The sequence below is a fragment of the Paludisphaera mucosa genome (genome assembly GCF_029589435.1).
GTDB classification, from domain to species: Bacteria; Planctomycetota; Planctomycetia; order Isosphaerales; family Isosphaeraceae; genus Paludisphaera; species Paludisphaera mucosa.
Genome location: NZ_JARRAG010000002.1, coordinates 2539488 through 2557416, shown reverse-complemented (window position 1 = coordinate 2557416; position 17929 = coordinate 2539488). Strand labels below are relative to the sequence as shown.

General features: G+C 69.3%; 15 protein-coding genes. 8 read left to right on the top strand and 7 right to left on the bottom strand.

Going from position 1 to position 17929, the window contains the following annotated elements:
- Positions 1-359 precede the first annotated feature (359 nt).
- From PZE19_RS19470 to PZE19_RS19450, 5 genes are all read left to right on the top strand, one after another.
- The gene (locus PZE19_RS19470; RefSeq protein ID WP_277862278.1) at positions 360-1073 is read left to right on the top strand and encodes an SDR family NAD(P)-dependent oxidoreductase; all 714 of its coding nucleotides are present in this window, start codon (positions 360-362) and stop codon (positions 1071-1073) included.
- A 17-nt stretch (positions 1074-1090) separates the two neighbouring features.
- Positions 1091-1309: a tautomerase family protein gene (locus PZE19_RS19465; protein WP_277862277.1), complete on the top strand. Its 219-nt coding sequence runs from the start codon at positions 1091-1093 to the stop codon at positions 1307-1309.
- Positions 1310-1779: 470 nt separating this feature from the next.
- On the top strand, positions 1780-2589 hold the full coding sequence (locus tag PZE19_RS19460) for an IS5 family transposase (RefSeq protein WP_277862276.1): 810 nt from the start codon (positions 1780-1782) through the stop codon (positions 2587-2589).
- Between the two features lie 41 nt (positions 2590-2630).
- Positions 2631-3665 (top strand): IS630 family transposase, encoded by a 1035-nt coding sequence (locus tag PZE19_RS19455; RefSeq protein WP_277862275.1) that lies wholly within the window; start codon positions 2631-2633, stop codon positions 3663-3665.
- Between the two features lie 14 nt (positions 3666-3679).
- On the top strand, positions 3680-4114 hold the full coding sequence (locus PZE19_RS19450) for an RNA polymerase sigma factor (protein WP_277862274.1): 435 nt from the start codon (positions 3680-3682) through the stop codon (positions 4112-4114).
- Between the two features lie 295 nt (positions 4115-4409).
- Here PZE19_RS19450 and PZE19_RS19445 read toward each other — a convergent pair whose 3' ends face one another.
- From PZE19_RS19445 to PZE19_RS19430, 4 genes are all read right to left on the bottom strand, one after another.
- On the bottom strand, positions 4410-4727 hold the full coding sequence (locus PZE19_RS19445) for a thioesterase family protein (protein ID WP_277862273.1): 318 nt from the start codon (positions 4725-4727) through the stop codon (positions 4410-4412).
- A 165-nt stretch (positions 4728-4892) separates the two neighbouring features.
- The gene (locus tag PZE19_RS19440) at positions 4893-5210 is read right to left on the bottom strand and encodes a carboxymuconolactone decarboxylase family protein (protein ID WP_277862272.1); all 318 of its coding nucleotides are present in this window, start codon (positions 5208-5210) and stop codon (positions 4893-4895) included.
- 23 nt (positions 5211-5233) lie between these two features.
- Positions 5234-6007, bottom strand: coding sequence for a 2-keto-4-pentenoate hydratase (locus PZE19_RS19435; RefSeq protein WP_277862271.1), 774 nt, complete (start codon positions 6005-6007; stop codon positions 5234-5236).
- 102 nt (positions 6008-6109) lie between these two features.
- Positions 6110-7843, bottom strand: a complete 1734-nt coding sequence (locus tag PZE19_RS19430) for a hypothetical protein (protein WP_277862270.1) — start codon at positions 7841-7843, stop codon at positions 6110-6112.
- A gap of 1652 nt (positions 7844-9495) precedes the next feature.
- Here PZE19_RS19430 and PZE19_RS19425 point away from each other — a divergent pair.
- A complete protein-coding gene (locus PZE19_RS19425) occupies positions 9496-10893 on the top strand; it encodes a mercuric reductase (protein WP_277862269.1) in 1398 nt (465 codons plus the stop codon).
- A 128-nt stretch (positions 10894-11021) separates the two neighbouring features.
- Here the strand turns inward: PZE19_RS19425 and PZE19_RS19420 are convergent, their stop codons facing one another.
- Positions 11022-11390 (bottom strand): hypothetical protein, encoded by a 369-nt coding sequence (locus tag PZE19_RS19420; protein ID WP_277862268.1) that lies wholly within the window; start codon positions 11388-11390, stop codon positions 11022-11024.
- Positions 11387-11722 carry a hypothetical protein gene (locus tag PZE19_RS19415; RefSeq protein ID WP_277862267.1) on the bottom strand — a complete coding sequence of 112 codons (336 nt, stop codon included), beginning with the start codon at positions 11720-11722 and terminating at the stop codon, positions 11387-11389. Before PZE19_RS19415 ends, PZE19_RS19420 begins: the two co-directional genes overlap by 4 nt.
- Before the next feature lie 337 nt (positions 11723-12059).
- Here PZE19_RS19415 and PZE19_RS19410 point away from each other — a divergent pair, with 337 nt between their 5' ends.
- Together PZE19_RS19410 and PZE19_RS19405 are read left to right on the top strand one after the other, a co-directional pair.
- On the top strand, positions 12060-13040 hold the full coding sequence (locus PZE19_RS19410; protein ID WP_368411368.1) for an aldo/keto reductase: 981 nt from the start codon (positions 12060-12062) through the stop codon (positions 13038-13040).
- Between the two features lie 208 nt (positions 13041-13248).
- Positions 13249-14187 carry an aldo/keto reductase gene (locus PZE19_RS19405; RefSeq protein ID WP_277862265.1) on the top strand — a complete coding sequence of 313 codons (939 nt, stop codon included), beginning with the start codon at positions 13249-13251 and terminating at the stop codon, positions 14185-14187.
- Positions 14188-14844: 657 nt separating this feature from the next.
- On the opposite strand, the gene PZE19_RS19400 is transcribed toward PZE19_RS19405, so the two are convergent.
- Positions 14845-17859, bottom strand: a complete 3015-nt coding sequence (locus PZE19_RS19400; RefSeq protein WP_277862264.1) for a protein kinase domain-containing protein — start codon at positions 17857-17859, stop codon at positions 14845-14847.
- Positions 17860-17929: the final 70 nt, after the last annotated feature.

The window sequence follows — 17929 nt, the reverse complement described above, 5'->3', positions numbered from 1 at the left end:
CCGCCTGCGTCGAGTTGCCGTCGGCCGTCGGCCGATTCGAGCTCTCGACCGGTCCGACCGCGGTATCATCAGGCATCGCGCCCTCGGTGCTCATGGTCGTCCCCACTCCGGGATGAGGATGCTCGGACTCGAATCGTGCCCACCAGTCTTTATCGGCGATCGCTCTCGTTCCGCGGCGAGGGGCTCCCGTTCGTTGAAAGTCGGATCACAATAACACGAACCGTATGAGGTCGCGATGGGGTATAACCGAAAGGCGACGCGCGAGCAATGAGACCGGCGAGTCCTGGATCCAGGCAAGTTCACGAATGTATGAAGAATGAGCCGCGCCGGTTGGCACTCTGATAAATAGGAGCTTCGTCATGAGTACCGAACGCAAGGTCGCCGTCATCACCGGGGCATCGCAAGGGATCGGCGAAGGATTGGTCCGAGGGTTCCTCGACCGCGGCTACCGTGTCGTTGCCAACTCCCGGTCCATCAAGCCCGACGCCTCGGCGGACGTACTGGCCGTCGCCGGCGACATCTCCGACCCGGGGGTTGCCGACCGGGTGATCGGGGGCGCGGTCGAGAAGTTCGGCCGGGTCGACACGCTGGTCAACAACGCAGGCAGCTTCATCTCCAGGCCGTTCACCGAGTATACCGAGGACGACTTCGCCGCCATGCTGTCGGTGAACCTGACGGGGTTCTTCCACGTCTCGCAGCGGGCCATCCGCCGGATGCTCGCGCAGGGCGGCGGGCACGTCGTGAACCTGACCACGACGCTCGTGGGACAGCCCTTCAAGGGCGTGCCGTCGGCGCTGGCATCCCTCACCAAGGGCGGGCTGGATGCGGTCACGAGGTCGCTGGCCATCGAGTACGCGGACAGGGGCATCCGCGTGAACGCGGTGGCCCCGGGTGTCATCAAAACGCCGATGCACGCCCCCGAGACGCACGCTTCCCTCGCCGGGCTCCATCCGATGGGGCGGATGGGCGAGGTCCGGGAGGTGGTCGAGGCGGTGCTCTACTTGGAATCGGCCGCATTCGTGACCGGCGAGACGCTGCACGTCGACGGCGGCGCGCACGCCGGACACTGGTAACCCCCGAGGAGATGACCATGCCGATCGTGACGATCCAGATCACCCGAGAGGGGACGACGCCCGAGCAGAAAGCCTCGCTCATCAAGGGGGCGACGGACCTCCTCGCAAACGTGCTGGACAAGCCGCCGGGGTTGACCTTCGTGATCATCCAGGAAGTGGAGATGGCGGACTGGGGAGTGAACGGCCTGCCCGCGGCGGAGCACCGGCGTCATGCCGCGGACGAACTACCTGATTGACCGGTCGGACAACGCCCTCCCCACCTCTCCCCGTGCTCGGGCGATCAACTCGATTCATGTTCGGTCGAGCAGGCCGGCGTCGAGGGCCCGTCTCAGGTCGGTTCTTGTGATGCGGCGATGTTCCCGGGGCGGACGAGGTCGGGCTGCCCCATCTGGAACGCCTCGACGCGGCCGCCTCGGCCGCGCATCTCCCACCCTGCTTGAGACATCTGAGGGCTAGGCCGTCTCGGCGGATGCCTCCTGATCCCACACAAGACAACCGATGTGCCCGTCCGGATCGATGGGAACCTGCCCGAGCCCGAGTTGGGGAACGACGGAGCGGTCGGTCCGACAGGGGCGCGATTTCTCTTCGTGCAAGTCCGCGACCACGTCGACCTCTGGGGATAGACCTTCCAAGACCAAGATTGGGCCGTCCGCTTCCTCTAGAGGGTGTTATGAACTTTAGTCCACTGTCGGTCGTAGTTTAGGGTATGAGAACTCGCAAACCCTATCCCAGCAACGTCACCGACGTGGAATGGGCGTTCGTCGCGCCCTACCTGACGCTCCTCCCCGAGGACGCCGGCCAGCGCGTCCACCGCCTGCGGGACGTCTTCGACGCCCTCCGCTGGATCGTCCGCAGCGGGGCCCCCTGGCGGTACCTGCCGGGCGACTTCCCCCCCTGGGAGATGGTCTATCAGCAGACCCGGCGGTGGCTCGACGCCGGCTGCTTCGAGGCGATCGTCCACGACCTCCGCGTCCTGCTCCGGCTCGCCGAGGGGCGGGACGCCGACCCGTCGGCGGCCGTGCTCGACTCCCGCACGCTGCAGTCGAGCGTCGAGAGCGGCGCCCGGGCCGGCTACGACGGCTACAAGCGCAAGCGGGGGTCGAAGGTGCACATGGCGGTCGACACGCTCGGCCATCTCCTGGCCTTGCACGTCGCGCCGGCCTCCGAGCAGGACCGGGTCCACGTCGGCCGACTCTGCGAGGCCGTGCAGGAGGCGACCGGAGAGTCGGTCTCGCTCGCGTTCGTCGACCAGGGCTGCACCGGCGACGACGCCGAGGCCGACGCGGCGAGCGAGGGGATCCACCTGGAGGTCGTCAAGCTCCCCGAGGCGAAGAAGGGCTTCGTGCTGCTGCCGCGGCGCTGGGTCGTCGAGCGTCCCTTCGGCTGGGCGTCGCGTTTCCGCCGCCTGGCGAAGGACTACGAGCGGCTGCAGACCGTGCTCGCCGGATTGCACTACGTCGCGTTCGGGCTGCTCATGCTCCGGAAGGCAGCGCCCGTACTACCGTACATATCATAACACCTTCTAAGCGGCTGGACGTGGTCTTCCTATAATTCCACATGATCCGCATCCACCTCGACGAGACGACCCGCGACGAACTGAAGGCGTTGCGACGAGCCGACCTGCCGCACAAGGTGCGCGACCGCATCGAGATGGTCACGCTCTCCGACGTCGGATGGCCGGCCCCGAGGATCGCCGGTCACTTCGGGCGTCACCCCCAGACCGTCCGCGACTTGCTCCGATCGTTCCTCGCCCGCGGCTCCTCCGCCTTGCATCCCTCCCGGAGCGGGCCCGATCCCGACCTCGAGCGGCGCGACCGCGTCGAGGCGGCCCTCCGCGAGCTGCTGCGGCGGGGACGGACCTGGACCAGCGGCCAGCTGAGCCGGGCCCTGACCGAGCGCGACATCTCCCTCGGGGCCAGGCAGGTGCGGCGGTACCTCAAGCGGATGGGTGCCCGCTACCGCCGCACCGGCTCGACCTTGCGGCACAAGCAGGACCCGGCTAAGGCCGAGCGGGCCCGCCGCGTCCTGGCCAACTTGAAGGCCCGGGCCGAGGCCGGCCTGCTGAAGCTGTATTACCTCGACGAATGCGGCTTCGCCCCGACGCTGCCGACCGGCTGCAGCTGGGCCCTGCGCGGCGAGCGGAAGCTGGTGGAGTATGAGGCGCCGCAGGGCCGGCGGGCCAACGCCATCGCCGCCTACCGGCCCTACGACCTCTCCCCCCGCCTGGAGGTCTTCGCGGCCGAGCGGACGTGGGACGCGTACGACCTGCTCGGCTTCCTCGGGGCCCTGCCATGCTCGAGGCTGCCCCGGGTCGTCGTCCTCGACAACGCGGGCCTGCACACCGGCCGGGTCGTCCGTGCGGCGAGGGCTCGTCTGGCCGCCAGACGCGGGATCTACCTGTACTTCCTGCCCGCGTACAGCCCGGAGCTGAACGAGATCGAGCCGGTCTTCCGGCAGGTCAAGTATCAGGAGATGCCGCGGCGGAGCTACACGACGCGATCGGGCCTCCGCGAGGCCGTGGTGACGGCATTCGACGGCTACGGCCGCCGGCTTCGACCCAAACGTGTAGAAAGGCCACGTCCGGCTGCTTAGATGAACATCGGCCCATGGTCGACGTCCACGAGATCGACGTCGCCTCGCCGGGGAGCAGCGGATCGGTCTTGCCGCCGGCCGCCCGACGCATGTTCGACGCCATCGAAGGCCTGCCGGATGATGAACGCGAGGCGCTGGACCTCGTCAGGATCCACGGCATGAGCCAGGTCGAGGCGGCGGAATTACTCGGGGTTTCGATCAAGACGGTGCAGCGCAGGCTGCAGCGGGCCGTCGTCTTGCTGACGGCGGAGCTTAGAGATCTGGGGCCGGACTCGCCCGCCGAGCTTCGAGCCTTGCTCAAGTCAGTGCAGAGGCGTTGGCTGAACGACCCCGATCTCATGGGATTGCGGGACGGGTCCCCTTCCGAAGCCCTCACGCCCCAGGAACGAAGGGAATTTCAGACTCTCTGCGAAGGGCTCGCCCAGGTCATCCGGGATCTGGGCGACTGATCCCAGCCCAGCTCCAAGACTTCGACGGCTCGGCACGCATCTTGTCGATGAAGTGGTCCCTGGGATTGGATCATCGGGGACAATCAGCATGGTGTGGTAAGCGAACAAAGTCATCTACGGGAATCGGTAGGCCTCCGACGCAGAGAGGGTCCGACCGATGCGGGGCCAATCCCCAGGACTCGACAGATTCGGTGTTCGGAACACCACTCTTGAGTCGTTCGGATCGACCGAGTCGCTCGGGAGACTGAAAGGAGCGCGAGGCGGTCGTTGGAAGACAGGGGCGGAGCGGCTGTGGTCAGCTGGATCGGCCTCTCTTCGAATCCACCCGCCGGGCCAGCCGCCCCGCGTCGATGACCTGCAGGCGGTGGAACCCTGGCGCGATCACCTCCGATTCGTCCCTGGCTTCGAGTTGGAACGAGACCCGGCGCCCCTCCGCGTGGACGACTCGGGCGAGGCAAACGACGGCCTGGCCGACGGGCGTCGCTGCGAGGTGGTCGACGTCGATGTGCGAGCCGACGGTGCTTTCCCCCTCGCCGAGGAACGGGACGACCGCGTCGCGGGCGGCGTGTTCGAGGAACCAGACCAGCCACGGGGTGCATAGGATGGCCGGCATGCACCCTCAGCGAAGTCGATCGCGTGGGCCGGCTCGACGACGAAGCGACGCTGGCCCGTCGCTCCGACCTTCAAACCGGCTCGCATGACGCCTCATCCTCTCTGCGAAGGTCTCGCACGGCCCGGACGAAGCAGGCGGCCGGGGGCGCCGGTCTCGCGAGAGGCCTCATGAGCGGCCCCCTTCGGCGCAGAGATCACCGCACGTGGACTCGGCCGCGGAGGCGTCGGCCAGCAGGAATCCCTCGCGTGCGGTGGCGGCCGTCACGCCGGCGTTGACCGCGGCGACGACGTCCACCAGGGCGTTGAGCACGTCGTCGCCGATGCCGGCCGCCCGCGCCTTCTCGATCCGGTTCCGGGTGCAGACCTGGCACCCCCGGGTCATGGTCACGGCCAGCCCGAGGAGGTGCTTCTCGCGGTCGGTGATGAGCGGCGTGTCGTGCGCGTCGCCGAGAAACCCCAGGACCGCTCTGCCGTCGTAACCCATCGTCGAACTCCTTATGCCTGAAGTTACGGATCCACCGAGACGCGGCATATCCCCAGGGTCGGGACCTCGACGACGACCCGGTCGCCTGGGCCGACCGGATACAGGGGCAATGGCGAACCGGTCAGGATCACATGGCCGCGGGTGAGTCGCAGTCCATGCCTCCCCAGCCGGGCCGCCAGCCAGCGTAGGGATGCGATCGGGTCGGCCATCGTCCACGGCGCGTCGCTCCGTCCGACGATCGCATCGTTGAGGGCGACGGTCAAGTTCCGCACCCGGGCCCGCGGTCCGCCGCTCGATCCTTCGGCCAGCACGAACCCGGCGTGCATGCCGTTGCTTGCGATCAACTCGTGCGCGCAGGGCTTCGGGCTCCGGAGCACGTAATGGTGCAGCTCGATCACCGGGAAGATCGACTCGATTGCCTCCAGGCATTCTTCGCCGGCGGGTATCGTGGGGGGCAAGTCCGCGGCCAGGCGGACGGCGAGCTCGCCTTCGACGGCCAAGTTGGCGTAAGAGGCGTGAAGCAGCCGCGTGCCCGAATCGTGGCGCTCCGTGTCGAAGAGGCGCGCGATGATCGGCTCGTCGATCCCCAGCTGCTTCTGCACCGCCGGGCTCGTGCAGCCGAGCTTGTAGCCGACCACGCGCTCCCCGCGCGCCTCGCGAAGCCGTGCGATCTCGGCCTGAAGGTCGTACGCCCGGCCGGAGGTCAGGTCGATCGGCTCGGCGAAGAGGCGGTCCTGCGTCCTGGCGTCGAAATCCGCCAGCATGCGCCGAGCCAGCCTCTCGAGATCAACCGACATCGTTCGTTCGCACAGCTGCCCGGCCTTGGGATTCCGTTCGTCTTGAACCTTCCCGACGGCGATGATGGAGAGAACGCCGAATTGGCGGAGGAGATGCGACTGTCATTTGTCGTCCGGCATCGGCGTCCCGCCGATCAGCTTCAGGAAGGCGTCGGCCGTCTCCTCGGCTTGTTCCAAGTTCACGGCCTTGAGGTGCCCGTCGAGCGACTGCATGAGCGCGGTCGCTCCCTTCCGCCGCGAAACGTCCCCCTGGACCCACGCGGGGAGATCCTTTTGGATCTTCCGAATCTTCGCCGGCAGGCGCTCCTGCACCGGGGACGCTTGCGGATCCTCTTTCATCCCCGCCTCGTCGCCTTTCATCAGCTCCAGGAGTTCGTCGGCGACCTTGTCCGCGTCCCGCCACTCCTTCTGGTTCACGAGTCCCTGGAGCTTCTGCGTCAGCGACATCGCCTGGGCCCGCTTGCCCGACTTCTGGATCCGGCCGGGGAGTTCTCGTTGGATCCGGCGCATCTTGGCCTGGAACGCTTCGCTTGAAAAGCCCGTCGCGGCCGATTCGACGAGAGGCTCTCCCCGCAGGAACTTCGCATAGGCCGCCAGCGCCTCCGGGTTCTCCGTCTCCTTGCAGAAGAAGTTGTCGCGCATCGCCTCGCCGCCGATGCCCCATGAGAAGATGTTCGTCATCACCGCCCCGTGGTTGAACATCCGTCCGAGGTACGTCTCCATTGTCGGCTCGCCCGGCATGCTAGTGGGCGACACGTTGGCCCCCTCGGCGGAGATCCACCCGGAAGAGCCGTGCTCCTTCAGGACGGCGTAGATCTCCTTGAACGTCGCCCCCTCGGGATACGTGGAGAACCCGGGACGGTATGCGGAGCTGAAGGCCACCTCCGGCACGGCGAAATGGACCTTCTGGGCGTAGGACTCCTTCGCGTCCGCCTCGCGCAGGCCCTGGTCGGTGAATGCGATGTGGCAGAAGATCCGTTCGCGAGGGACGCCGCCCTCGTGCAGCGCGTCGGCCCACGATTCCATGAATTCCTTGACGACCCGCACTCGTTCGAGATCCACGTCCCGGGGCAGGTTGTTTCGGCTGAATCCGCGATGGCCGAGCGCGCGGAATCCGAGCGGGCGATTCGTGTCGAAATCGCTGCCGATCTGCGTCTCCCATCCCGTCATCACGCCGGCGAAGAGGTGTCGCATCCCCTGGGACTCCAGGGCCGCCAGCTCCCGCCGGATCTCCCGGCCGATAACCGCTCCGCGATCCCCGACCGCCGCGACGATCCCCGGGCTGTTGAAACACATCTGGGGAGGGAACCTCGTCGGCTTCGGCCCCCAGTCCGCACGCCGTCCCGCGTTCGGCGGCTCGCCCCAACCCGCCGTCTCGACGTTGTCCGGATCCGAGAGGAGGTCTTTCCGCTTCCCCCACGACATCGAGTCGTCGATGTGGAACGCCACCGCCACGTCGTGCTCTCGGGCGACCGCGAAGGCGTCGCGGATGAACTGGCGGGTCTCGTCGTCGGGCATGTCGAAGCAGAGCGGCCCGACGGCGAAGCACAATTTGCGACGCGCGTCCCCCGTCGCCCCGATCGCCTTCGCCAGGCCGCGCACGAACGCGTCCAGTTGCGACTTCCCGAGCGAGGAGCGGCCGGGCGTGGGCGGCGGTCCGGCATAGCCGGGGAGGCCGGTCATGAGCTGGAACGACAGGTACTTCGTCTCCGCCGGGTCGGTCGCGGCAGCCTTGGACGCCGAATCGTCCGCCCGGACCGCCCGGCCGTCGGAGGACCATGCGATCGCACAGGCCGCGACGAGTCCCGCGCCGAGCGGCCGCACTCCCTTGGCCATCGTCGATCCCCCCGAAGAAGAACCAATCTGATCGGTCTGTATTACACGACGGCGAATACCCCCCGAGGACGGTCGTGGTTTCAGCGTTCGAGGCTCTTCTCCAGATACTGCTTCAAGAAGACGAACCGCCGCGCGGGTGCACTCGACCCCCTAAAGAGTCCATCGCGTTTGAGAACGGCGATGCGATGATCGACCTCCGAAAGCAGGGCCAAATCCGTAGAAGAGTCGACGTTCGTCGAAGGCGGCACGCCGGTCGAGCCGGCCTGCCGCGGGATGGGCGTCGGCCGGGGAGCCCTGCGGTTCTCGTGGCCGCCCAAGCTCGACGATCGACGCAGTTCGCCCGCGGCGAGGCGGGCTGGATCGCTGGGCGCATGCCGGAGGCGTCGTCGGCGGCCTTCCGGGGGTTTTGAAGGCGGTCCGTCCGGCCACCTTCTCCCTGAACTCCGAGATCGACGACCCGTGGCCGAAGGGCGACCTCAACGCCGACGCCGTCCCTGGGCCACGCCGGGACCGCCGCAAGGGGGCCTCACCCTTGCAAGTCGTCCCCGAGAGGAGCCTCCCGTCCGATCGGAAGGATCATGTGCGACCCGTCCTCGCCGGTCGGCTCGGCGTCGATCTCCATATGGACACCTCCGGAGCATACCCGTCGCCGGCGGGACCATACGTCCGGGCTGGAGACCTGCATAACCTTCAAAAGCCCCGCGAGCCTCGCCTCTCCGGGGCGTCGGCCGAATCGGACCCGGCGACCTCTGCGGGGCGACGCCGGGGGTGCGACGGCGAGCCGCATGGCCGAGCTCCTGGTCGTCGAGACGGCGTCGGAGGACGTCGTACCGCAGGTCTTGAAGAGGCGATCTCGAAGCCTGGCGGTGGGAGCCGCGACGCCTGCCAGAGGGCGCGGGCGGCGAGCTCATCCACCGTATCGGTGGCTCCCCGTAGTCGTACGCCGAGCCGCGAGGAGCGGCCCGACCCGCGGGTCGTTTCGAAGAGGCGGGCCGGGAGCCGCGGGGCGACGTCGTCCCGCCCGCGCCACTGCTTCGCCGATAATCGAGCGTTGCTCGGGGTGGGCCGGCCGGGCGAGAATCGGGGCGAGTCCGAGCGATCGACCCGGCCCGCATCAGAGGAGCCCACCCGGATGGCCAGCTTCGCCCTCGCCGCCCTCGTCGCGCTCGCGACCGCGGGCAAGCCCTTCGCCGGACCGGGCCTCCCGCGACGCCCCCCGGCGACCCGATCGGCTCGCGGGCCCGATGACGCCGACGGGCTCCTCCCAGGGACGCCCCGGCCCCCCTCCGGCGAATGTCGGACCCCATCAGCCCGGCCATCGGCATCCGCCGGCCGGCTCCGGGGCGCATTCGACCGCCCGATCGATCACCGGAATCCGGATGTAGCCCCATCGACTCTAATCCCCGCCTCGGTGCCGGACGGGGTTCGCGGCGCGGAGAAGGCAGCGATCCCCAAGCCTTGCCGGATAGCCTCAAATCGGCGATCTTCATGCCGGCTGTTCGACCGCGCGAGCGTCCTGCTCCGTGCGAGGCCCCCCGTCATGACGACGAAACGCCCGCCTCCCTCGGCGGCTCGCCGACGGAACCTTTGGAATCCTTCTCGCTGGTCCGCCCTCGAGACGCAGCGATACGACACCCCAGGAGCGCTGTTCGATGGCCGAGCCTTCGGAAATCTTCGACGCGGTTCTCATCGGCGCAGGGCAGGCGAACAATCCCCTGGCGCGGTCGCTCGCCGGGGCCGGCCGCCGGGTCGCCCTGATCGAACGGGCCGAGGTCGGCGGGACTTGCGTCAACACCGGGTGTACGCCGACCAAGACGATGGCGGCCAGCGCCCGGATCGCCCACCTGGCCCGGCGCGCGGGCGAGTACGGGGTGCACACGGGAGCGGTCCTGGTGCGCCTCGACGAGGTCCGCGACAGGGCCCGGGCCCTCGTCGACCGATTCCGCTCCGGGAGCGAGCGGAAGCTCGCCGCCACGGACGGGTTGGAGCTGATCCGCGGGGAGGGCTCGTTCATCGGGCCTCGCACCGTCCGGGCGGCCCTCCATGACGGCGGCGCCCGGACGCTCTGCGGCGAAGTGGTGGTCATCGACACCGGCTGCCGACCGTCGTTCCCGGACGTCCCCGGGCTGGGTGCCGTGGCCGCGCTCGACTCCACGTCGATCCTGGGGCTGGGCGAGATCCCCGAGCACCTGCTCGTCCTCGGCGGCGGGTACATCGGGGTCGAATTCGCCCAGATGTTCCGCCGGTTCGGGAGCCGAGTCACGCTGGTGCAGAAGGGCGGGCAATTGCTGCGGCGGGAAGACCCGGACATGGCCGCGGCGCTCGCCGAGATCCTCCGCGAAGACGGGATCGACGTCGTCCTGGACGCCCGGGCCACGCAGGCCGCAGGAGGCGCCGGGGAAGTCCGCCTGTCCGTTTGGGCGGGCGGCCGTGACCGGGAGTTGGCGGGCTCGCACCTGCTGGTCACCGCCGGACGCACGCCGAACACGGAGGCCCTGAACATGGCGGCGGCCGGCGTGCGGACGGACGCCCGGGGCTTCATCCCGGTCGACGAGCGGCTGGAGACCAACGTGGCCGGCGTGTACGCCGTCGGGGACGTGAACGGCGGCCCGGCGTTCACACACGTGTCCCATCACGACAACCAGATCCTCCGGGAGAACCTGCTCCGCGACGCCGGCCGCACGACCGCCGGGCGACTGGTCCCGTTCACCGTGTTCACCGACCCGCAGTTCGGTCGGGTCGGCTTGACGGAACGCGAGGTGCGAGCTCAAGGGCGGCCGGTGCGGATCGCGAAGCTCCCGATGGCCGGGGTGGCGCGGGCGCTCGAGGCCGGGGAGGCGAGGGGCATCCTCAAGGCGGTCGTGGACGCCCGTACGGACCTCATCCTGGGGTGCGCCGCGCTCGGGGTCGAGGGCGGGGAGATCATGTCGATGGTGCAGCTCGCGATGATGGGCGGCCTCTCCTACCAGCGGCTGCGGGACGACATGTTCGCCCACCCGACCCTGGCCGAGGGGCTGAACAACCTGTTCGCCAGTTTCGAGGGCGAGTAGCGCGCCTAACAGGTTTGCACATGCGCCGCGAATCATCGGCCCTTCCGCCGGACGCCGCCGCCCCGGTCGATCGACGCTTCGGGCGAGGACGGGCCGCCGCAATGGCTTGCAAGTCAATCGAGTCGAACTCATCCCTCCGCTCGGCGAATCTTCCGAAACCGACGCAGCGGCCGCCGCCGCCGCTTGGACGGTCGCAGCGAGCTCGCGAGCAGGATCGCCCCGAGGCCTCCGACCGCCATGGCGGCGTATCGGACCTTGGGGAGGTCGCCGAGGTCGGAGATGAGCCACAGGGCGTTCATCCACATCCAGGCGTTGAGCGCGAGGTCTTCTCCCCTCCTGCGGCTCATGGCCAGCAGCAAGCCTCCTGTGGCGAGCGTGAGGGCCATCGCCGGGTAGGCCGGCCAGGGCGCCTTTGCGAGCCAGAAGCCGTCCATTGAGAACCAGGCGAGGGAGTTGATGGGGTCGAGGAGCCTGCGGGCGGACTTCTTGGAGATCACGGCTGTCTCGTAAGAAAGGCGGCGAGCGGGGAAAGCCGTCCATGATACGGAATATCGCCCGGACGATGCGGCCCGCCGCCGGGGATCGGGTCGGCGGCCATTGGATCGGGACGTCCCCCAGCCGTTCCGGGTCGAAGCTGGAGATCCGCTTCCGGCTCGGCGAAGCCCTCGGCGATTGCCCCGGAAGCGGGGCGGACGAGCCGGCTCCCCACCTGGCCGCCGCGTGTGAAGACGAGCGTCGGCCAGAGCCTCTTACGGAACGAGCGGCCGAGCGGGCCGCCCCTGCCATCCTCGACCGGGATGCGCCCGACGCCCGGATGCTTGGCGATCATCGATCCCAGGATCGTCCGGGTCGCCTGGCGGCGGGGGCGCCCCGCCCGGCCGCGCCGCGAGCCGGCCGGCCTGGACCGTCTGCGACAACACCGTCCGGGCCGCCCGCGACCGCCAAGGACGCCTGATGCGGACCTGGCGGTGCGACGACCCCGCCGAGGTATATCGGCCGGATTCCATTACCGCACCCGAGCGATCCGGGAACGCGGCTTTTTCTTTGCACACGAGCATTCGGCCGATGTTTAATGTCTTTTCAGAATGGCCGGAGCACGCCCCGGAGAAGGTGGCCGGCCTGAAAAACTCGGCGAAGAGAAGTCGCCCTTTACGAGGAGGAAGCACGTGGACTCGCACCGACTCGGCGGTCAGGGTTTGACCGTCTCCAAAATCGGCCTCGGCTGCATGGGCATGAGCGACGCCTACGGGCCCGCCGACGACGCCGAGTCTCTCGCGACCATCCAACGGGCCGTCGAGCTGGGGATCAGCCTCTTCGATACGTCGGACGCCTACGGCCCGTTCAAGAACGAAGAGCTGGTCGGCAAGGCGATCCGCGATCGGCGCGACCAGGTGGTCGTCGCCACGAAGTTCGGCTTCGTGGGCGGCACCGACGGCAAGGGAGGAGGCAGCATAAACGGCCGTCCGGAGTACGTGCTCGAGGCCTGCGAAGGCTCGCTCCGGCGGTTGGGGGTCGACCACATCGACCTCTACTACCAGCACCGCGTCGACCCGAAGGTCCCCATCGAGGAAACCGTCGGCGCCATGGCGGAACTGGTGCGGCAGGGGAAGGTCAAATACCTCGGCCTGTGCGAAGCGGCGCCGGAGACCATCCGCCGGGCGCATGCCGTCCACCCGATCACGGCCCTGCAGACCGAATATTCGTTGTGGAGCCGCGATCCCGAGGACGAGCTTCTCCCCACCATTCGGGAATTGGGGATCGGCTACGTCGCATACAGCCCCCTCGGGCGGGGTTTCCTGACGGGCCAGTTGAGACGCTTCGAGGATCTGGCGCCGGACGACTGGCGTCGCCATAGGCCCCGCTTCCAGGGCGAGAACTTCCAGAAGAACCTCGAACTCGTGGACAGGGTGAAGGAAATCGCCGCTTCGAAAGGCGTGACGCCCGCCCAACTGGCACTGGCCTGGTTGCTCGCTCAGGAGGGCGTGGTCCCCATCCCCGGCACGAAACGCCGCAAGAATCTGGAGGAGAACGTAGCCGCAACCGACATCTCACTCACCGCCGACGACCTGAAACGGATCGAAGAGGCGGCCCCGAAGGGCGCGGCCGCAGGGGCGCGCTACGAGGACATGGGCGCGGTGGAACGCTGAAGCGATCGCCCCGCGTCCACTTCCGCAAGGAGGCGGGAGGCCTCGCGCGACCCGGGTCGCGGACGAGGCGGCGGCCTTCTCGGAGGAGACGATGCGCGCCGCGCCAAGCAGGGCTGATGTCTACCCACGCGGCCTCGTCACGACCGAATCGATGTCGGCTTTTCAGGCCGACCGGACGGAATCGCATCACGATCGGAGGGGTGGAACGATGGCAGAGAGCGACGGCCTTCGCTATACGAGGATGGCCCTCAACAATGGATCCGGTTCCATCCCCGCCCTCGGCTTCGGGACGCTAATACCCGACCACGTGGCGACCAGGACCGCGACCAAGGCGGCGCTGGAGGCGGGATTCCGCCAGCTCGACGCTTCGGAGCGCTACCGAAATGAAGTGCAGGTCGGCGAGGCGATGGAGGAGGTCTTCAAGGCGGGGGAGATCAAGCGGGAGGACGTGTTCGTCGCGACGAAGCTCTGGAACAACAACCATCGTCCCGAGCGCGTCAAGCCGGCATTCGAGGCCAGCCTCGAGAAGCTCCGGCTCGACTACGTCGATCTCTATCTCATCCACACGCCCTTCGCCTTCCAACCCGGGGACGAGCAGGACCCGAGGGATTCGCACGGCAATATGATTTATGACGAAGGGGTGACGTTGCTGGATACATGGAGGGCGTTGGAAAGCCTGGTGGATGAGGGCAGGTGCAAGGCCATCGGATTATCCGACGTCAACCTCGCCCAGGCGAGCGAGATCTTCGAAGCAGCGAGGATCAAGCCCGCGATCGTTCACGTCGAATCCCATCCCTATCTTCCGGAATGGGACCTTTTGGATTATTGCTCGAAGAATGGCATCGTGATGCAGGCCTTCGCTGCGCTGGGACATAGCAGCAAGCCCAACTTGCTGGAAGATCCCGTCATCACCGCGATCGCCAGGCGAGTCGGCAAGACCCCGGCGCAGGTCCTGCTCGGCTGGGCCATCCAGCGCGGGACGGCCCTCCTGACCACCTCGAAGACCCCAAGTCGGATCAAGGAGAATTTCGAGGTCTCCGCCCTTCCTGAAGAGGCCGTGCGGGAGATCAGCGAAAGAATCACGACGCGGGTCAGGTTCAACGCCGTCGTGGAGACCGGCGTCCCCGGGTTCATCCCGAGAGGATAGGGAGGTTGAGACAGTAATCACTCCATCGAGGCTTTCCCTTGCGACCTGACACCGTCGCCGGGGTAGTCCTGCGGAGGCGGGAGCGGTGCTCGGCGCAGGGAGAGGTCAGGGCCGGGATGACCTGGGGGAGGTTGAGTCGAGCCCTCGCCCGCCACTCGCCGGCTCGACCATCGGCGACGTCACCCGTCCTACTCATCTCGGTCAGCCTCGGAGACCTCGCACGGCGTATCGGCCTTGAGGAAGAGGTCGTGTCACGTCCCCATCATCCCCTTGCGTCCGGGCGAGAAGGAGCTTCGTGCACGTTACGCGGCGTTCCCACTCGGGCTCCTGCGGGGTCGCGTCGATGAATATCGCGCATCGGGCGTAGGCACCCGTGCCGACGCGGACCGCAAGGACGTCGCGAGGGCTTCGGAGATACTTCACGGTGCGAGCCAGCACGAACGGGCGGCCGTCGTACGGCGATCCGGGACATCTGGTTGGTCTTCGCCACCGAGGGTGCTCACGGCTTTCCCGGACCGGCCGCGGACGACAGGGCGTCGACGTCGGCCCAGAGGGCCTTCCATCGTTCTCGCTCGGGGGCGGGGAGTTTCTCCAGCGAGAGCGGGAGGCGAACGGCGGCGAGGTCGTCGTCATTGCGGACCTCGCCCAGGCGTTGGATCAGCCGCCCACGCTCGTCGGGCGAGCCGTGTTCGAGGCGCTCGCGGCCGAGCCGGACGAGATCCCGGAGCCAATCCATGGCCAGGGATCGCAATCGTTCACGCTCGGACGGTCCCGGAGGCGGTTCATCCTTTCCTCGTCCGCAACCGGCCATAGCCGCGAGGCGGGCGGCGTTCCGGCGATTGACGAAGTCGCCCTCCACGTCCCTCGGCTCCCCCGTGGGCCCGGGGCCGCCCCGAGCGCCGCCTCGAAGAACCGGGCACCCGCGGCGTTCAGGCCGCGATCGTGGAAGACCCCCGCCAGTTCGAAGAGTTCGGCGTCGTCCTTCGGCCGGTCGGCGCCGGCGTGGAGGCCCGGCAGCCTCGCGACGAGCGACCGCCTGACGTCGACGCCGCGCAGGCCGTCCTCGGCCAGTCGGACCTGATCGGGCCGGTCTTCGGCCCGGGCCAGATGCGAGGCGCGGCGGAACGTCTCGGCCGCCTCCTCGTACCGGCCGAGGTCGCGAAGGAGGTAGCCCAGGTTGAAGATGGACGAGCCGAGGCGGTCCCCGTCGAGGCGGACGGCCTCGCAATTGGCCTCCGCGGCCTCCTCCAGGAGGCCCAGGTGGGCGAGCGCATTGCCGACGTAGAAGTAGGTCACCGCCGAGGCCCCCGGATGCGCGGCGCGGCGGATCATCGCCAGGCCCTCCTCGCGTTCGCCGTCGTCGGCGAGCGGCGGGCCCAGGCGGACCAGCGCCTCGCCGTGGTTCGGATCCCTGCGAATCGCCTCGCGGTACGCGCCGACGGCCTCGGCCCGGCGTCCGAGCGAGCGCAGCGTGTCTCCGAGGAGTTGGAAGCCGCCGGGGCCCGGGCTCATGGACAGGAGGATGCTCTGGTATCGGAGCCGGTCTTCGAGCCGCCAGCGTTCCTGCTCGGGCGAGGCGGGCCTGGCTTCCCCATGGCGGTGGAGCAGCTCGATGTTCAGCCAGAAGTCGCCGGGATGGAGCCGCCAGGCGATGTCGCGGACGCGGTCGGCGCGGGCTTCGTCGAAGCTCTTCAGGAGGAGGATCAGGAGATTGAGATCCACCACCGATCGTCGCTCCAGGCCGGCCGCGTCGTCGGCCAGCGCGCGGAGCGCCGCGAGATCGCCCAGATGCCCCACGCGGAGGACGTCGCGCCACGGGTCCGGGTCGGCGAGCCGCGCCGCCTTGATGAGATGGCCCTTCGGCCGGCGCCCGTCCTTGGGCCCGACCTGGGCCCGGGGGATCGACCAGGCGTCGAGGTAGGACGCGATCTCGGCCGGCCTCGATCGGGCGGCGATCCAGGCCCCGACCGCCTCGGGAGGACTCCGGTCGACGTCGATCCCTGCGGCGCGGAACGCCCGCGCGTAAGTGTCGTCGAACGCCTCGTAATGAGCCGTCGAGCCGTGGAGCCGGGCGTCGGTCAGGTCGGCCAGGAGCAGGCGGTCGACTCGATCGCGCTCGACGAGGGCCGCCGCCTCGTCGCGGGAGCGTCGCAGGAATTGGAGCGCGGCCTCGACGCGGGGCCGCAGCGAGGCGTCGGCCTCGCCCTGCTCCAGCAGGTCGGCGGCGCGGCGGGCCTCGGCCAGCGCGGCCTCCCAACGGCCCGGGTCGGGCCCGGCGGACTGGGCGACGCCCCGGAGCCGCATCGTCTCGCCGAGGGCCTCGTTGACGGCCCGATTGACGGCAGCCGCTCGCAGCGCCCGCTGGCCCTGCATCCATGCCGCGCCGCCGCCGCTCAGGACGCCGAGGGCGACGACCGAGGCGGCCAGGGCGGCGGTCGTACGCCGGGCCCGACGCTCGGCCCGGGCTCGCGCCTCCGAAGCCTCGGCCGTGCGCAGGGCCTCCTCGGCGCGGGCCGCTTCGGCGGCGCGGGCCAGTTCGGCGGCCCGCAGTCGCTCCTCGACGCCGGCCAGATACGTCCCCAGGCGGTCGGCCACGACGCCGGCATCGGACGGCCGGTCGTCGGCCCGGGCGGCGAGGCAGGCGCGGGCCAGCTCGACCAGCTCGCCGTCGGCCCCGCAGGCGTCCAGCCGCGCCGAGGCGTCGGCCAGGTCGGCCCGGGCCGCCTTGCGCTGGATCTCGGCGGAGGTCCGACCGGTGAAGGCCGGCCGCCCGGTGAGGATCTCGCAGAGGATCCAGCCCAGGGCGAAGACGTCGGCCCGCGCGTCGACGTCCTCGACCTCGCCGCGCGCCTGCTCCGGCGCCATGTAGCTCGGCGTGCCCAGGACCGAGCCGGCGCGTGATAAGTCCTCGGCGGGATCGGCCGCGCTGCGGGCTGTGGCGATGACGGTCTCCTGCCCCGGCGGCGCTTCGCGGCCGGCCGCGGCGTCGTCGGCAGCGCCGCCGCGCGGCAGGACCTTGGCCAGGCCCCAGTCCATCACCTGGACCTCCCCGAAGCTGCCGACCATCACGTTCGACGGCTTCAGGTCGCGGTGGATCACCCCGCGGGCGTGGGCGTACGCCGCCGTCTGGGCGGCCTGGCCGAAGATGGCCAGGAACCGCGGCCGATCGTCGTCGACCGTCGGGCGGTCGGCCAGGAGCTGGGCGAGGGTGCGGCCTTTGACCAGCTTCATGGTGAAGTACGGCCGGGCGTCGGAGAAGCACCCCAGCTCGTAGACGGGCACGACGCCCGGATGCTGGAGCTGGCCGGCGATCTGCGCCTCCTCGACGAACCGCCGGATCAGGTCCGGCTCGTCGCGGTGCTTCTCCAGGAGGACCTTGACGGCCAGGTCGCGACCGAGATCGGGGTCGCAGCCCTTGAGGACGGCCCCCATGCCGCCGCGGGCGATCTCGCCGAGGAGCTGGACCCTCGCCGAGCGGTCGGCCGGCGCCGGCATCTCCGGCGAGGACGGCTGGACCACGGGCGTGACGGCGCCCGCGGCCTCCGCGTCCGGCAGGTGGACGCGCGAGAGCGGCCCGATCGGGGCGGCCAGCGCGGCGAGCGGGCCGCCGGGCCCTCCCGGGGCGAACGCGCCCGTCGCGTCCTCGTCATCGACGGATGCGTCGTCCGGCATAGGCTCGGGCTCTTCGACCAGGCACGGAGCGGGCCGCTCCAGTCCCGGAGGTTTCCGGGGGTCGCTATCG

Bases quoted from the DNA above. Each gene is read 5' to 3' on its own strand.
- PZE19_RS19470 (WP_277862278.1), top strand. From the start codon at position 360: ATGAGTACCGAACGCAAGGTCGCCGTCATCACCGGGGCATCGCAAGGG.
- PZE19_RS19465 (WP_277862277.1), top strand. From the start codon at position 1,091: ATGCCGATCGTGACGATCCAGATCACCCGAGAGGGGACGACGCCCGAG.
- PZE19_RS19460 (WP_277862276.1), top strand. From the start codon at position 1,780: ATGAGAACTCGCAAACCCTATCCCAGCAACGTCACCGACGTGGAATGG.
- PZE19_RS19455 (WP_277862275.1), top strand. From the start codon at position 2,631: ATGATCCGCATCCACCTCGACGAGACGACCCGCGACGAACTGAAGGCG.
- PZE19_RS19450 (WP_277862274.1), top strand. From the start codon at position 3,680: ATGGTCGACGTCCACGAGATCGACGTCGCCTCGCCGGGGAGCAGCGGA.
- PZE19_RS19445 (WP_277862273.1), bottom strand. From the start codon at position 4,727: ATGCCGGCCATCCTATGCACCCCGTGGCTGGTCTGGTTCCTCGAACAC.
- PZE19_RS19440 (WP_277862272.1), bottom strand. From the start codon at position 5,210: ATGGGTTACGACGGCAGAGCGGTCCTGGGGTTTCTCGGCGACGCGCAC.
- PZE19_RS19435 (WP_277862271.1), bottom strand. From the start codon at position 6,007: ATGTCGGTTGATCTCGAGAGGCTGGCTCGGCGCATGCTGGCGGATTTC.
- PZE19_RS19430 (WP_277862270.1), bottom strand. From the start codon at position 7,843: ATGGCCAAGGGAGTGCGGCCGCTCGGCGCGGGACTCGTCGCGGCCTGT.
- PZE19_RS19425 (WP_277862269.1), top strand. From the start codon at position 9,496: ATGGCCGAGCCTTCGGAAATCTTCGACGCGGTTCTCATCGGCGCAGGG.
- PZE19_RS19415 (WP_277862267.1), bottom strand. From the start codon at position 11,722: ATGATCGCCAAGCATCCGGGCGTCGGGCGCATCCCGGTCGAGGATGGC.
- PZE19_RS19405 (WP_277862265.1), top strand. From the start codon at position 13,249: ATGGCAGAGAGCGACGGCCTTCGCTATACGAGGATGGCCCTCAACAAT.
- PZE19_RS19400 (WP_277862264.1), bottom strand. From the start codon at position 17,859: ATGCCGGACGACGCATCCGTCGATGACGAGGACGCGACGGGCGCGTTC.